The 14,183-nt window shown below is 61.7% G+C and carries 16 protein-coding genes; 7 read left to right on the forward strand and 9 right to left on the reverse strand.

The window, feature by feature from the left end; all coding sequences use genetic code 11:
• Positions 1-5: 5 nt before the first annotated feature.
• Positions 6-866 carry a spermidine synthase gene (locus tag ACFQ6H_RS08575; RefSeq protein WP_378645395.1) on the reverse strand — a complete coding sequence of 287 codons (861 nt, stop codon included), beginning with the start codon at positions 864-866 and terminating at the stop codon, positions 6-8.
• 166 nt (positions 867-1,032) lie between these two features.
• On the opposite strand from ACFQ6H_RS08575, the gene ACFQ6H_RS08580 reads away from it, so the two are divergent.
• The 4 genes from ACFQ6H_RS08580 (at position 1,033) to ACFQ6H_RS08595 (ending at position 4,792) form a co-directional block, all read left to right on the forward strand.
• Positions 1,033-2,160, forward strand: a complete 1,128-nt coding sequence (locus tag ACFQ6H_RS08580) for an NDMA-dependent alcohol dehydrogenase (protein ID WP_378645398.1) — start codon at positions 1,033-1,035, stop codon at positions 2,158-2,160.
• 185 nt (positions 2,161-2,345) lie between these two features.
• Positions 2,346-3,167 (forward strand): alpha/beta fold hydrolase, encoded by an 822-nt coding sequence (locus tag ACFQ6H_RS08585; protein ID WP_378538884.1) that lies wholly within the window; start codon positions 2,346-2,348, stop codon positions 3,165-3,167.
• A gap of 59 nt (positions 3,168-3,226) precedes the next feature.
• Positions 3,227-4,255 (forward strand): cupin domain-containing protein, encoded by a 1,029-nt coding sequence (locus tag ACFQ6H_RS08590; protein ID WP_378645401.1) that lies wholly within the window; start codon positions 3,227-3,229, stop codon positions 4,253-4,255.
• A gap of 18 nt (positions 4,256-4,273) precedes the next feature.
• Complete coding sequence (locus ACFQ6H_RS08595; RefSeq protein WP_378645403.1) at positions 4,274-4,792, forward strand: hypothetical protein; 519 nt, start codon at positions 4,274-4,276, stop codon at positions 4,790-4,792.
• Positions 4,793-4,801: 9 nt separating this feature from the next.
• On the opposite strand, the gene ACFQ6H_RS08600 is transcribed toward ACFQ6H_RS08595, so the two are convergent.
• From ACFQ6H_RS08600 to ACFQ6H_RS08625, 6 genes are all read right to left on the reverse strand, one after another.
• Positions 4,802-5,476, reverse strand: a complete 675-nt coding sequence (locus tag ACFQ6H_RS08600) for a hypothetical protein (RefSeq protein ID WP_378538881.1) — start codon at positions 5,474-5,476, stop codon at positions 4,802-4,804.
• A complete protein-coding gene (locus ACFQ6H_RS08605; RefSeq protein WP_378645405.1) occupies positions 5,473-6,120 on the reverse strand; it encodes a hypothetical protein in 648 nt (215 codons plus the stop codon). The genes ACFQ6H_RS08600 and ACFQ6H_RS08605 overlap by 4 nt, the downstream gene beginning before the upstream one ends.
• Complete coding sequence (locus ACFQ6H_RS08610) at positions 6,117-6,908, reverse strand: ABC transporter ATP-binding protein (RefSeq protein WP_378645407.1); 792 nt, start codon at positions 6,906-6,908, stop codon at positions 6,117-6,119. The genes ACFQ6H_RS08605 and ACFQ6H_RS08610 overlap by 4 nt, the downstream gene beginning before the upstream one ends.
• Complete coding sequence (locus tag ACFQ6H_RS08615) at positions 6,901-7,935, reverse strand: FecCD family ABC transporter permease (protein ID WP_378538878.1); 1,035 nt, start codon at positions 7,933-7,935, stop codon at positions 6,901-6,903. Before ACFQ6H_RS08615 ends, ACFQ6H_RS08610 begins: the two co-directional genes overlap by 8 nt.
• Before the next feature lie 19 nt (positions 7,936-7,954).
• Positions 7,955-9,118, reverse strand: a complete 1,164-nt coding sequence (locus tag ACFQ6H_RS08620) for an ABC transporter substrate-binding protein (RefSeq protein WP_378645409.1) — start codon at positions 9,116-9,118, stop codon at positions 7,955-7,957.
• 179 nt (positions 9,119-9,297) lie between these two features.
• Positions 9,298-9,984, reverse strand: a complete 687-nt coding sequence (locus ACFQ6H_RS08625) for a GntR family transcriptional regulator (protein WP_378645411.1) — start codon at positions 9,982-9,984, stop codon at positions 9,298-9,300.
• A gap of 128 nt (positions 9,985-10,112) precedes the next feature.
• Here ACFQ6H_RS08625 and ACFQ6H_RS08630 point away from each other — a divergent pair, with 128 nt between their 5' ends.
• Genes ACFQ6H_RS08630 through ACFQ6H_RS08640 form a run of 3 tightly spaced genes read left to right on the forward strand, consistent with a single transcriptional unit; the run spans position 10,113 to position 13,031 of the window.
• A complete protein-coding gene (locus tag ACFQ6H_RS08630; protein ID WP_378645413.1) occupies positions 10,113-11,033 on the forward strand; it encodes a sulfurtransferase in 921 nt (306 codons plus the stop codon).
• A 43-nt stretch (positions 11,034-11,076) separates the two neighbouring features.
• Entirely contained in the window at positions 11,077-11,922 is an 846-nt protein-coding gene (gene thiM / locus ACFQ6H_RS08635) for a hydroxyethylthiazole kinase (RefSeq protein WP_378645416.1), read from the forward strand.
• Positions 11,922-13,031, forward strand: coding sequence for an LLM class flavin-dependent oxidoreductase (locus ACFQ6H_RS08640; protein WP_378645419.1), 1,110 nt, complete (start codon positions 11,922-11,924; stop codon positions 13,029-13,031). Before thiM ends, ACFQ6H_RS08640 begins: the two co-directional genes overlap by 1 nt.
• Here ACFQ6H_RS08640 and ACFQ6H_RS08645 read toward each other — a convergent pair.
• Both ACFQ6H_RS08645 and ACFQ6H_RS08650 read right to left on the reverse strand, forming a co-directional pair.
• Positions 13,024-13,374 (reverse strand): inorganic pyrophosphatase, encoded by a 351-nt coding sequence (locus ACFQ6H_RS08645; protein WP_378645422.1) that lies wholly within the window; start codon positions 13,372-13,374, stop codon positions 13,024-13,026. The two genes, ACFQ6H_RS08640 and ACFQ6H_RS08645, sit on opposite strands and share 8 nt — an antisense overlap.
• 2 nt (positions 13,375-13,376) lie before the next feature.
• Entirely contained in the window at positions 13,377-14,156 is a 780-nt protein-coding gene (locus ACFQ6H_RS08650; protein WP_378645424.1) for a helix-turn-helix domain-containing protein, read from the reverse strand.
• Positions 14,157-14,183 lie beyond the last annotated feature (27 nt).

The following is a 14,183-nucleotide window of genomic DNA, read 5'->3' on the forward strand; positions in this document are numbered from 1 at the left end:
CTCGCTCAGTCCTGCCGAACCGGCGCGTTCGCGGCGAACTTACGCACTTCGGCGTCCTGCCACACGTGGGCGGGAACGCCGCCGCCGAGCAGCTCGCGCGCGAGCGCTGGTTGCCCGCCGATCGGTACGTCGCTGCCCGCAATGATCATGTTGCCGTAGCGGCGACCCTTGAGCATTGCGGGATCAGCAATGATCGCCATGTGTTCGAACTGTGCGCCAATGGTCGCGGCCTCGCTCCGAGCGCCCTGCAGATCCGGGGTGTCGCCGCAGTTGACGATGTAGATACCGCCCGGGGCAAGTATGCGTCGTACATGGGTGGTGAATTGAGCCGTCGTCAGCGGAGTCGGAGTTGTGCTGCCGGCGAAGACATCTCGAATCACGATGTCGCGGGTGGACTCGGTGAGAGTTTCCGTGACGGCGCGGGCCTCGCCGACACGAATGCGCAGCAGTGGTGCGCGCGGAAGGTCGAACCAATCGCGCACGAGTTCTGCCAGAGCGCCGTCGATTTCGACCACCACCTGACGTGCGTCGGGGTAAGTGGCGGCGAAGTACCTGGCCATGGAGCAGGCACCGCCGCCGAGATGCAGGACCCGCAGACGCTCGGCCTTGTCACGTTCGGAATCGACCAGATGCGCGATCCACCGCATGTATTCGAAATCGAGCACCGTGGGATCCGCGACGTTCACGTGGGAACTGGGCACTCCGTTGATCTGGATGATCCAACTGTCGTCGGAGTACTGATCGCGGACAAGCTCGCACGTCCCGGTATCGATGGGGAAAGTGCCGGCGACTGGGCCGGACTCGCCTCGCTCGGGAGCACTGCTGCGAGTTCTGGTCTTGCGAGTTCCCTTGGCCACTGTGTCCATGTTAGCCGTGCGCCTTTTTGGTAGCGCCCACTACCAAAAAGGCGCACAGACCGGCAGTATTCTCGCGCTACTTCAGGCACACTCGTACCTGGAGTGTGATCGGTGACACAAATGCCGGCGCGTTCTTTCGTCGTCCGTGCATCACGAAGAATTTCGAGGAGTGCAGGTGAAGGTCAAGGCAGCGGTAGTCAAGGCGCCAGGTCAGGCATGGGAGATCGAAGAGGTCGAGCTGGGCGACCCGGTCTCGGGTGAGGTGCAGGTCCGACTCGCCGCATCGGGACTGTGCCATTCGGACGAACATTTGCGTACGGGCGCCAGCCCGCTGCCCTTCTACCCGGCCTTGGGCGGGCACGAAGGCGCCGGAGTGGTGACGAAGGTCGGCCCGGGTGTCGCGAGCGTCGAAGAAGGCGACCACGTGGTTCTCGCCTTCATACCGGCGTGCGGACGTTGTCCGTCGTGCGCGAAGGGGCTACAGAACATCTGCGACGAGGGAGCCGGCCTGTTGACCGGGCAGGCGATCTCCGACAAGTCGTACCGCGTCACCCTTAACGACGAGCCGGTCATCCAGATGTGCCTGCTCGGAACATTCTCGCCGTACGTGACCGTCAACGAGGCGTCGGTGATCAAGATCGAGAAGGACATCCCGCTCGACAAGGCGGCCTTGCTCGGCTGCGGTGTCGCCACCGGCTGGGGATCGGCCACCGCGATCGGTGGAGCCAAGGTCGGCGACACGGTGGTGGTCGTCGGCGTCGGCGGCGTCGGAATCAACTCGGTGCAGGGTGCGGCGTCTGCCGGAGCACGATTTGTGATCGCGATCGATCCCGTCGAGTTCAAACGCGACAAGGCAAAGGAATTCGGCGCCACACATACGTTTGCCTCACTCGAGGAAGCGCTACCGGTGATCGGCGAGATCACCTGGGGCAAGATGGCCGACGTCACCGTGATCACCGTGGGCGAGATTCACGGCGACATCATTCAGCCCGCGCTCAGTGCGACGGGCAAGGGTGGCCAGGTTGTTGTCGTCGGAATGGGGCATTACGCGGATTCGCAGGTGACGCTCAGTCTCTTCGAGCTGACCCTTCTGCAGAAGCGTTTGCAGGGAGCCATCTTCGGCGGGGTCGGGCCACGGTCCCAGATTCCCAAGTTGCTCGATCACTACCGAAGCGGCGCACTCAAACTCGACGAGTTGGTGACCAAGACCTACAAGCTCGAGGAGATCAACGAGGGTTACGCCGACATGCTGGAGGGAAAGAACCTGCGCGGCATGATCGTCTACACCGAGGCCGACTACTGATCGTTTTCATCTGACACAACAGTCCGGCTCGACACCCCGCGGTGTCGGGCCGGACTGTTTTACCCAGCAGTGGTGATTTCTGTCGATCGATGCGTCGATCGCGCCCGTAGTGGGCACTCGCAGGGTGAGGAAGTCGGGCAGCGTGTCCGGGCCTCACTCCACGACTCGACAGAGAAGAGCGGAACATGCCCTACATCACCACCTCCGACGGAACCGAGATCTACTACACCGAGCACGGCACCGGCAGGCCGATCGTCCTGAGCCACGGGTGGCCGCTGAGTTCCGACGCATGGCAGGTCGAGATGAAGTTGTTCGCCGACGCCGGATACCGGACAATTGCGCACGATCGTCGAGGGCACGGTCGCTCGTCGAAGACGTACACCGGCAACGACATGGATACATATGCCAAGGACCTGGCTGAGCTGATCGACACCCTCGACCTGAAAGACCTGATCCTGGTTGGCCATTCGACCGGCGGCGGAGAAGTGGTCCGTTACGCGGCGCAGCACGGCAAAGGGCGCGTCGCCAAGGTGGTCACTGCCGGCGCCGTTCCACCGATCATGGTCCAGTCGGACAGCAACCCCGAAGGCACACCGATCGAGGTGTTCGACGGAATCCGCAAGGGCGTGCTTGGGGACCGATCGCAGTTCTACAAGGACCTCAGCGAGAGCTTTTACGGCGCGAACCGCGAAGGCTCCGATGTCTCGCAGGGAGCGAAGGACGACTTCTGGCGACAAGGGATGTTGGTTAACCTCGCCGCGGCCTACGACTGCGTCAAGGCATTTTCGGAGACTGACCAGACTGCCGATCTCGAATCCATCGACGTTCCGATCTTCATCGCTCAGGGGGACGACGATCAGATCGTGCCGATCGGCGCGGCGGCGGAGAAAGCAATCAAGCTGGTGAAGAACGGCACGCTGAAGGTATATCCGGGTGCACCGCATGGGATCTACGGCTCGTATCAGGAGACCCTCGACCAGGACATTCTCGCCTTCATCGAGGACTGACGTCAGCGAGGCGGAAGGACCGGAGTCGGAAGGACCACAGTCGGAAGGTTTAAATTGCCATGACCACACACGTTGCTTCGCTTCGCCATGGTCCCAGCGTCTTCGAGAACGACCTCGGCTCGATCTCGCAGCTCGACACGAGTTCGTTGCCGATCCTGTCCGGTCTGTCGATCAAACGAATTATTCTCGGCCCCGGCGCGATCCGTGAACCTCAATGGAACGTCAACGCGAACCAGATCGCCTACGTCACGAGCGGAACTGTCCTTGTCTCGATGTTGGGCAATGCTGATGAGTTCGCAAGTTTCGTGGTGCGAGCGGGGCAGATGTATCACGTCGAATCCGGGGCGATCTATCACATCGAGAATGTCGGCGAGGGGGAGGCGGAGATCATCGCTGCCCTGCGTAGTTCTCTGCCGCAGCACTTTTCGTTGCAGAGCAGCGTCAGCGCAATGTCGAACGCGGTGCTCGGCAACACGTACGATCTCGCCGCATCAGCCTTCGATGTCTTCGGTAGAGCCGATGCGTCCCAGATAGTGCGGCGGGACGGCCCCGCCGTCGTTCCCGATACCGCCAGCCTTCCCAACGCGCATCTCTTCGACCTCGACGGCCAGATCGCCCCTCTCGCCTATCCGTACGGACAGGCGAAGGTGGCGCGCAAGCAGTATTGGGCAGCGCTGGAGGATCTTTCGATGTACTCGTTGACTATTCGTGAGAGCGGAATGCGTGAGCCCCATTGGCATCCCGTCACTGCCGAGATGGGATACGTGCATCGTGGTCATGGACGGATGACGGTTCTCGATCCCGACGGGTCACTCGACACCTACCTACTGGAGCCCGGTCAGGTGTATTTCGTTCCGCGTGCCTATCCCCACCACATCGAGGTTCTAGGCGACGAGGACATCAACTTCCTCATCTTCTTCGACCAGCCGACGCCGGGCGACATAGGCTACCGTGCAACGGCTTCCGCGTTCTCACGCAGCGTTCTCTCGGCCTCCTTCGGCGTTCCGGAACGCGATCTGCCGCAATTTCCTTTCACCCCGATCGATCCGCTCATCGTCTCGCGGAACAATCCGATCGACCAGGACTGACCGGCAAGGACGCCCATCATGACCAGCACGCTCACCGTGACCGATCACGGGACGACGCTCGACTTCACGTACGAGGATGCCCTCCGCTATCACGGTCCGCAGGCCCCGGGCGGCGTGGCGCATGCTTACAAGGTTCTCGAGCGCGCTCTCGGTGTGCTCGGCGGGGGAGGCTCCGTCGAGCGTCGCGACCTGGTTGTGGCCACCGCACATGGCGGACCAGGAGTGCGCGATGTGTTCGAGTTGGTCACGCGCGCGGTGACAGAAGGGAGGTACACCGTCGACAGTTCCCTGGCCAGACCTGAACGTGGAAATACACTCGCACTGTATGTATTTCGGGTCGACTATCGCGGCGCGAGCGTCACGCTGACCATTCGGGAGGGATTTGTCGTCGACGAGTTCATCACTCTCGCCCGCAAAGGTGACCGGACGGTCGAAGACGAGGCGCGGCTGACAGTGCTCAAGCAGGAGATGGCGGACCGAGTGATGTCGAGTCCGGCCGAGAGCGTGTACGACGTCGAGGACACGCTCTCGGTCTGACCGGCATGCTCAGGTGTGGTCCACCCATCGCAGTAGTGCGTAGAGGAAACGCGTCGACCCGGGCATGAAGTTATTTCCGTGGTGATAGGTCGGATCGAGCGTCGTCGCGATGATCCGGCCTGCGGTCGAGGTGGTGTCTTCGAAGAGCATCATTCCGGCGTCGTGCGGGTTGCCGTTGTCGTCGCTCTCCTCCGAGACCAACAGGGGAACGACGTCGGAGTCGGTGTGCAGAAGCCCGTGGTGGTGCCAGATCACGGATTTTGTGGTCAGGTACTTCCATGATGTGTGATCGTGGCTGCGAGTGCGGATCATTGGATCTTCTCCGGTTCGCCACCACCAGAAGTTAGTCGGGCGAGGGGTCCACGTCACACCGGGAAGCCAAGTGTGGGCGGCATTTTCACCGAGGACGACGAGGGTCCCACCGCGATCTGCCACGCTCAGGAACTCGTCGGCATGCGCGCGGAGCAACTCGGGATGCAGACGGTCGGAGAGAATCAGCGTCTGCACCTCGTCGAGATCACCCGGCCCTAGGTCGGGGAGGTAGTGGAAGTCCGGTTGGTAGGCGACCACCGCTGGATCCTTGATGGTCTGCAGGTGAAAATGCGATCCGCCGTGCACGATCGCGAGCCCGCGAGTCGAGAGGGGAGCGCGATCAGTGCGGTTGAAGGCTTCGAGTGTGGTCATCGGAGATCCGTTCCGTCGCCTTGGGCAAGCCAGGCGAGTAGCTGGGGGAAGACGCGTGACGAAGTGTTGGGATCATACTGGTAGACACTGAGATCGATACCGCCATGGACCAGCACTTCGCCGCGGCCGAGGCGGTAGACGTAGTCGACCGGGAGACCGGCTCTGCCGATGTAGTTGGTGACTATTGCCGTGTCCGGCAGTTTCTGGCTGTACCCGCGGCCGTAGAAGCCGGACACCTCGCGCCGGAAACTGAGATCGACGGGATCGACACCCTCCCACACGGGGTGGGGGCTTCCGGCGGAGATGGCAAGGTCCTTCGGTCCCGAATACTGGAGTTTGCGCCACTGACCGAGGTCCGGCAGGAAATCGGTGAGCGGATGACCCATCACAGCGATGCGGCCGCCGTTGGCGACGAAGTCCGTGAGAATCTCGCGTCGACGTTCGAGGTAGATCTGATCACAATTGCCGTTCACGATCAGTCCTCGGACACGCGAGAGGTTCAGTGAGTCGAGTGAGTAGACATCGACATCGGCGATGATCGCGGTGGTGTCGGTACCGCCGGCCATGCCGGCATCGGAACCCATCACCAAGTGAAGTACAGGGGTGGTGACTGGGTCTGTGACCGTGTCACTTTCGGTAGTCATGCCAGTGAGCTTCCTTCGAGGTGTGAGTCATTGATGACTTTCGCAAAATTGTCGTAGCGGGTGTAGACCACGGTGCGTGGGGAGTCGCGGTCGAGGACAACCTCTGTGGCAACGTCGATACCGTAGAGACGGGTCAAGTTCTTTCCTGTCACCAGTTCCGTCACCTCGCCGCGTACGATTTCGTCCGGGCCGTACATGATCACGGCGTCTCCGCCGAGGTGCAGCGCATGCTCGGGATGGTGTGTGGTCAGCAGGATTCCCATACCCTCGGCCGCGAGCTCACGGAGAAGTCCGAGAACCTGTGCCTGATTTCTCAGGTCCAGCGCGGAGACGGGCTCGTCGAGAATCATGAACGCGCAGTCCGTGGCCAGCGCACGGGCGATGAGTACCAATTGGCGCTGACCTCCGGACAGTTCGGTGAACCTCGCGGAAGCCAGGTGTTCGATTCCCACCCTCTCGAGGACTCGGCGAGTGAACACGAGGTCCGATTTGCTGGGTGTTCCGAAGGTAGAGACCTTCTTTGCGCGTCCCATCAGAACCATGTCGAAGACTGAGTAGGCGAAGGTTGACGGGCTTGCTTGAGGCACGTATCCGATGTTTGGGTCGCGCAGAACGCGACCCTCCTCGGGGCGCGTCAATCCGGCGATGCATCGAAGGAGCGTCGTCTTGCCCTTACCGTTCGGTCCGAGGATCGAGGTGATCGAACCCGAGGCGATGGTGAGATCGGTGTGGCGGAACACCCAGTCTCGCTGAGGAAATCGGAATCCGAGGTCCTGGAGTTCAAGCATTCACGAACCCCTGTCTGCTCGACTTGCGGAGGAGGACGACAAATACCGGTGCACCGATGATGGCCGTGAGAATCCCCAGCGGGATCTCACCCGGACTGATAGTGCGCGAAAGCGTGTCGATCACCGTCAGGTAGGCAGCGCCGAGAACAAACGTCGTCGGCATCGAGATGCGATGGTCCGGCCCCACCCACAGCCGGGCAAGATGCGGTACGACCAGGCCGACCCATCCGATCACGCCGGAGACGGCTACTGCTCCCGCGGTCATGAACGCAACCATGACCAGCAGCAGCATGCGTAGACGGTGGGGTTTGACGCCCAAGGAGGCGGCGTCGTCGTCGCCGAGGGAGAGTATGTTCACTCGCCACCGCAGACCCAAAATGACGGCGCTTCCGAGAAGGATGGGAATTGCGGCGATCACTACTTTTCCCATATCGGCTGTGGCGAGAGAACCCATGAGCCAGAAGACGATCGAGGGCAAAGTGCTGTACGGGTCGGCCAGATAGGTGATCAGTGAAACCAGCGCGGAGAAGAACGCGCTGGTGACCACCCCGCCCAGGACGATCATGAGAATTGAACTTCCGGAACGCGTTTTGCCGATTGCGGAGACCATGAGAAGCGCCGCGATACCGAACAGGAATGCTCCACCGACAAGAAACGTGGAACCGAGGCCTAGCATGAGAACCAGTACCCCACCGAACGAAGCACCGGAAGAGACACCGAGCACCTGGGGACTGACCAAAGGGTTTCGGAACACAGCTTGTAGGGCGGATCCGCCGAGCGCGAGGCCCCCTCCGACGAGCATTCCGAGGAGCAATCTAGGAAATCGCACGCCGAGAACAACTTGAGCCTCGACGTCGGTCCACGTTTGCTCGAGCGGAATGACGCGATCGATGAGGATTCGAGCTACCTCGTTGACCGGGATCGTGTACCGGCCCAGCGCCAATGCGCAAAGCCCGACGACAAGAATCCCGACGGTCAGGACGATGGGAACAAGAAAAGCCTTGTGATTGCGTTCTTTTCGCGGCATTTGTGCGGGCAGCGTGCCCTCAAGAGCGGAACGCGTCATAACCGTTGCTCACCGAGTTGGCTTCGAGGTGCAGAATACGATCGATCTCGATATCGGTGACCGTGTAGGCGTACAACGCGGAATACGTGGCGCGAATGCGACTGCGGAGGTCGAGATCCAGACTGGAGTCGGGGTAGAAGATCTGCGCTACCCACAGCCACATCAGATTGGATTCGTTGCACGGCGGGTCCCACGAGAATCCGCCGATCGGAGCCTTGTATACCCGCTTGTTCTTCACTGCGGTCAACGATGCCCAGTTGGGGTCGTCGTAGACGTCCTGAGGAGTCGCGGCATCGAAGTTGCCGAGTACCAGTACTTCCGGATCCCAGGTCAGAATCTGCTCTTTGGTGACGGCGACGCTTGTTCCCTTACCTGCGCCTCGGGCGACGTTCTTTCCTCCGGCAAGGGTGATCCAGAAGTCCATGTACGTGTTGTCGGCGGAAACTTTGGTTTCGGGGGTGCTGTAGAAGTACATCGCGCGCGGAGCCTTGGCCGAGTTCGCTGTCGCAATCGATTCGACGGTCTTGCGGTCGTTCGACATCGAGGCGAGGATCGCCCGCGCTTCTTCCTTCTTGTCGAGCAGATCGCCGAAGATGTTGATCCAGGCTTCGAGGTCCTCTTGCGTTCCGTATTTGAGCAGGATGACCTTCAGTCCGGCGTTGCGTAGCGGAGCAACGATGTCGTCGCCCTTGTCGCCCCACTGGATGACGACATCGGGGTTCAACGACAGTATCTGTTCGACGTTCGGAACGAAGTCGGGTCCGGAAACTACTGGTGTATTGAGGAATTCGGGGAACATCGTAGCGAGCATGCCGTTCTTGGCAAGTGAGATGGCGCTCGAATTGACACCGACGTTGCGTGATATCGATTGATCGGAGCCCGCGATCATCGACGGCACCGGGATGATGGCCGACGCGATTCTTCCGACCGGAGTGTCGAAGGTGATGGTGTTCTGGTACTGGTCGACGACCGTGAACGGACCGGACGTGCCCTCGGTCTCGGATGCCGAGTCGACCGGGGTTCGGTTCGAGCACGCCGTGGCACCGAAAGCGCCGAGCGCGGCCGCTGCCACGCCCATCGATCTGATCAGTTGGCGGCGCGTCATGGCGCTTCCGAGTGGGGACGAGTTCTGCAACGCACGCATGCTTTCTCCGAAAAGTATTGTCACGGTGATGGATACCGAAAACTGAAATCAATTCCTAGATTCAGTTAGGCTAGCATACGTTTACTAAGGCTTGACTACCCTAATATGTGTTCTGGGCGACATGCGAAAGCCCGCACGACTTCCACTGTGGGGAGTCGTGCGGGCTGGACTGTCTGAGGTCAGCGGCTGGCGAACATCCTTATCCGCTGGTCACGGCTGCGCTCGAGATGGTTGCGCATGTGACCACGAGCTGACGATTCGTCCCTCGCGCGGATGGCGTTCAGGATCTCTTGATGCTCCGAATTGAGCAGGTCCGGTTCGCCGTAGTTCGACGGCGGTCCGCTGTCGTAGATTCGCAATTGGGTGGTGAGGCGGATCAGCAGTGAGGTGATCGTGGAATTGTGGGCGGCCTGCCAGAGTGCCTCGTGGAACTTGAAGTTCCCGGACCGAACCTCGGAGCCTTCCGTTGCAGTGCAGCAGAACTCGTGCAGTCCGTCCAGGCGGGCAAGGTCGAGATCGCTGTGACGGAGTGCGGCGGCGCCGGCCGCTTCCGATTCGAGGGCTACCCGCGCTGCGTAGATCTCGATGACGTCCTCCGGCGTGCCCGAACGGACCCGAAAACCGCGGGCGGCTCGTTCGAGCAGACCGTCGTGTGCGAGCCAGTTGAGTGCCTCACGGATCGGGGTGCGCGATGCGCCGTACGATTCGCACAATTGAGTCTCGTGCAGCGGAGCGCCCTGGGGGAACTTGCCGGCCAGGATGTCGGCACGCAGGCGCAGGTACTGCCGCGAGGTCTGATCGGACCGCCCGAGCGCAGCCTCCGGCACCAGTAGATCGGTGGTGCTCGTATCGGCGTCGAGATCCATGTGTCCCCATTCCTGTGCATGCAAGTAGAGCGCGTTCGATTATGCCATCGACGACGAGTGAGTACTTGCGTATACGCTAGTACTCATTTAGGTTCGTGATTGTTCGTTTCCGAGGGAGAGGGTCCGAAGTGGCTGGAGAGACCGCGTCGCCGCTGGTGGGTGCCGCTGAACTCGACGCGATGCTGCGTGAGGGAGGCGTCTCTGTGCTCGACGCGACGGTTCGCTTTCCTCCCGCACGATTCGATGGTGACTACCGACCGGAGTCCGGGTACGCCGGCTGGGTCTCTTCTCACATTCCGGGTTCTCGGCACGTCGACCTCATGGACGTCTTCTCCGATAGGGAAGCGGCGCTGCATTTCACGCGTCCGTCACCGGAGCAGTTGGTTACCGATCTTCAATCGAGCGGTATCGAGCCGGGTGCGGCAATCGTGATCTACGACCAGGGATCGACCACCTGGGCATCACGGCTCTGGTGGGTGTTTCGCAACGCCAGCATCGAAGCAAGAGTCCTCGACGGTGGCCTCGCCGACTGGACGCGACTCGGCTTTGCTCTCGTGAGCGGCGACGACGTAACCCACACGTCGGCCTCGACGCGTTGGAGCGTGACGGACCTCGGACTGTGGGTCGATCTACCGCGGGTTGCCTCACTGTCCTCCGGAGAAGAAGCCGGAACGCTGGTGTGTGCTCTGGCACCTGAGCAGTACGAGGGAACGGAGAAGACGCGATACTCGCGGCGCGGACATATTCCGTCAAGTGTGAATCTGTCCGCGAAGAGCCTTCTCGACGCCGACGCCCGGATGCTTCCGGTGGACGAAGTTTTGTCGAGATCGGCCGATGTTCTGCCAGCCGTCACCGAGCCTGTCGTGATCTATTGCGGCGGTGGAGTTTCGGCGTGCTTGACCGCACTTGCACTGATCCGAAGCGGCCACGAGGATGTCAAAGTCTACGACGGCTCGTTGGAGGAATGGACTGCAGATCCGACCCTGCCGATGGTTGTCGGCAGTGAGCCCGGCGGCGCGATTGCGGATGTTCGATGTCCGCGGTCCTGAATCGCCGCAGTCCCCAACTACTTCCCGTCCTGAAGGAATTCTCATGTCTGACACTGTCTCTGTCGAAACCGTCGCGTCGGCGATCGACGCACTCCGCGATCAGGTACCGCTCGTTCAATCGCTGACGAACATCGTTTCGGCAAACTTCTTGACCAACGTCCTGCTCGCTGCCGGCGCAAGCAATGCTCACATCGACAATGTCCACGAAGCGGGTGGGTTCGCTGCCGTCGCAGGGGGAGTGCTCGTCAACCTCGGAACACCGGACGACGGGACTGCCGAAGCCTTCCTGATAGCAGCGGAAGCGGCCCGAAATGCCGGTACGCCATGGGTTTTGGATCCCGTCGGTGTAGGCGGACTGCCCTGGCGGAGCGGTATCGCTGTGGACCTGCTGCGCTTTCACCCCAACGCCATCCGCGGGAACGCGTCGGAGATCATCGCGCTTGCGGGACTCGGCGGTGACACCCGCGGCGTCGACAGTGCCTCCGCGTCCGCCGACGCAGTGCCCGCCGCTCTGTCACTCTTGAAGCATGCGGATGCCGTGTCGGCATCCGGACCGGTCGACTACATCGTCGGCCGCGATGCGGGCGGTGACACCCTGGGCGTCCGAGTTTCCGGCGGCAGCGCTCTGTTGCCACGCGTGACCAGTACCGGTTGCTCTCTGGGCGGCCTGGTCGCCGCCTACCTCGCCGTGACGCCGACCGCGCTGGACGGATTGGTTGCTGCGCACACGCATGTTGCCGTGGCATCGGAGATCGCCGAGGAGAATGCCTCAGGCCCAGGGTCTTTTGCAGTCGCATACCTCGATGCGCTCTACACCGTGAATGCGGACACCATCCGCTCACGTGCCCGAATCGAATCGTTCGACCTGCCGGCTGGAGTGCAGAACTGATGGGCGTCAAGACATTTTGGTATCTCACCCAGGCCGACGGGGACTACCCGTGGAGCCCCGGTGGGCTGTTCCCCGTGGACGGGGCCAGGCAGATCGAGCTCGCGAAGACCATCGACGACGGCGGATTCGAAGGTGCTCTGGTTGCCACCTGGCCGAACGATCCGTTCATCTCGGCGACCTGGGCCGCAGCGCACACCACGCGGATGAAGTTCCTCGTCGCTGTCTACGCGAACATGACGCCGGCGCGCCTGCTGGCGGAGAAGGCATTGACCTTCGACGCCTTCAGCGGCGGCCGGCTGTTGATCAACTCGGTCAACGGACGCGAGAACATCCTGACCAAGTACGACATGAACGTGCCCCACGACGAGCGTTACGAGTTGGGGGAGCAGTACTGGGCAGACTTCCGCCGCATCTACTCCGAAGGGACCGAGTCGAACTTTCCCAACACGCCGCTGCGTATCGATGCGCCCGCAGGGCATCAGGTTCCGCTGTGGGGAACCGGTGATTCGCCTGCAGGCCTGGCGAATTCAGGCAAGGTGCTCGACACCTACTTGGCGATGCTGCGCGAAACTTCGTTCATCGAGGACAAGTTCTCTGCCGCACGGGTGGCGGCGGAGGCCGCCGGACGCGAATTCACCGACTTCGGTGCGCTCACCGGAGTGATCGTTCGCCCCACCAAGGCGCAGGCGCACGACCGGTTCCGCTCCTTGTTCGAGAAAACAGGCGTCGAGCAGATCGCCCATGTCTTGGACAACGCAGTGCGTCGTCGTACTCAGGGGAAACAGGACCTCAAAACTTTCACTGCTCGCGACGCACAGCGACAGGGCTGGGCGGACAAGATTGCGGCCGGCCGACTTCCGGAACCGGAGGAGTTGTACGTCGGTGACGGTCTGTACGCAGGTATCACGGCGTGGTCGCCGCTCGACATCTTCGGCACCGGGTCGTCGGCGGTGTACTACGTCGGTGATCCGGATTCGATCACGGACTCGGTGCGCACGCTTCGCAGCCGAACCGGTTTGACTGCACTGATTCTGGCGGGCTGGCCGCTGATCGAGGAAGCGAAGTGGGTTGCGGAGTATCTTGTTCCGCGATTCGACGAACTCAGCTGACAGCGCGTTGCAGGATCGTGGCACCGAGACCTAACGTGTCACAGAGAAATGCTGCAGCAGTGTCAATTTCATCCGCAGTGCATTCGAGAAGGATTTTGACTTCCACGTCCTTCTTGACGATGTCGGCAACAACAGCCACGGCGATAACGCCGGTTCCGACGGCCGAGCCTCGGAACAGATCGATCCCGTCGCCGTCCGCGCTGACCGTGCCGTCGAGATAGCCGTAATCGAGCGGATAGATCGCCGCGGGGTACCGCGGGTGTGCCGACCCGCGGGGCCGATCGATCACGACGGTCGACGTGGCAGCCAGGTGATCGAGGGCGGAGAACAGGTCTTCGTTCATCCCTACCGGTGCTCGCGCAGTAGCTGAGTCGGCGTCAGACCGGCCAGCGTTCGCGTATCGCGCGCGAGGTGGGCTTGGTCGGCGTATCCGGCGCGGCCGGCCAGCGAGGACAACGTGAGATCTGCGCTGCGGCTGAGAGCTAGTACATTCTGCATGCGTTGTACCTTCTGAATCAGCTTGGGGGACAGTCCGACCGAAGACGTGATCGAGCGTCGGAAATGACGTTCGGAAACACCGAGGTCTGCGGCGATCTCTCGTATCGGCGTCGTAGGTGAGGAGATGAGCGCGCAATAGCCTCGTTCGATTCCGTAGTCCGGTTCCAGTCCCCGCCACAGCTGGTCCAGCAGATTGGCGTCGACTGCCTCGTGGCGAAGGGCGTCGGCAAGCACCCGAGCTTGTCGGGAAGTCAGGATGTCGTCGAAGGCGATCTTCGAATCCTGCACCGCGTCGGCCGCGGCGCCGAGCAGGCTCCGCAGAGCGGGCGGATTGATCCGGATGCCCCACATCGTCGTACCGGCGGCGACCGAAACCAGATCGGCACCGGTGGCAGGTCCGACGAGCCACGACTTTCCGTCGCTGTCGACGATGAAGTCGGCGCAGAGATCGGGAAGAATCCGCTTTGCTTCCGTGGACGCATGGGGGTCGGTAGTGCTTTTCCACGTGCAACTGAAGAGGCCGGCGGAACCGGTGATCCGAGTCTCGAGATAGGTGTGGCCGTTTTGTTCAAGACTCGACGCTACCGTCCGACTACCGTCAAGAGCGAGGGTGTCAGTGCCGGTCATCAGATCATCGTCACACACTCGCCGATC

It is taken from the genome of Rhodococcus sp. NPDC056506 (assembly GCF_042794945.1).
Taxonomy (GTDB): Bacteria; Actinomycetota; Actinomycetes; order Mycobacteriales; family Mycobacteriaceae; genus Rhodococcus_F.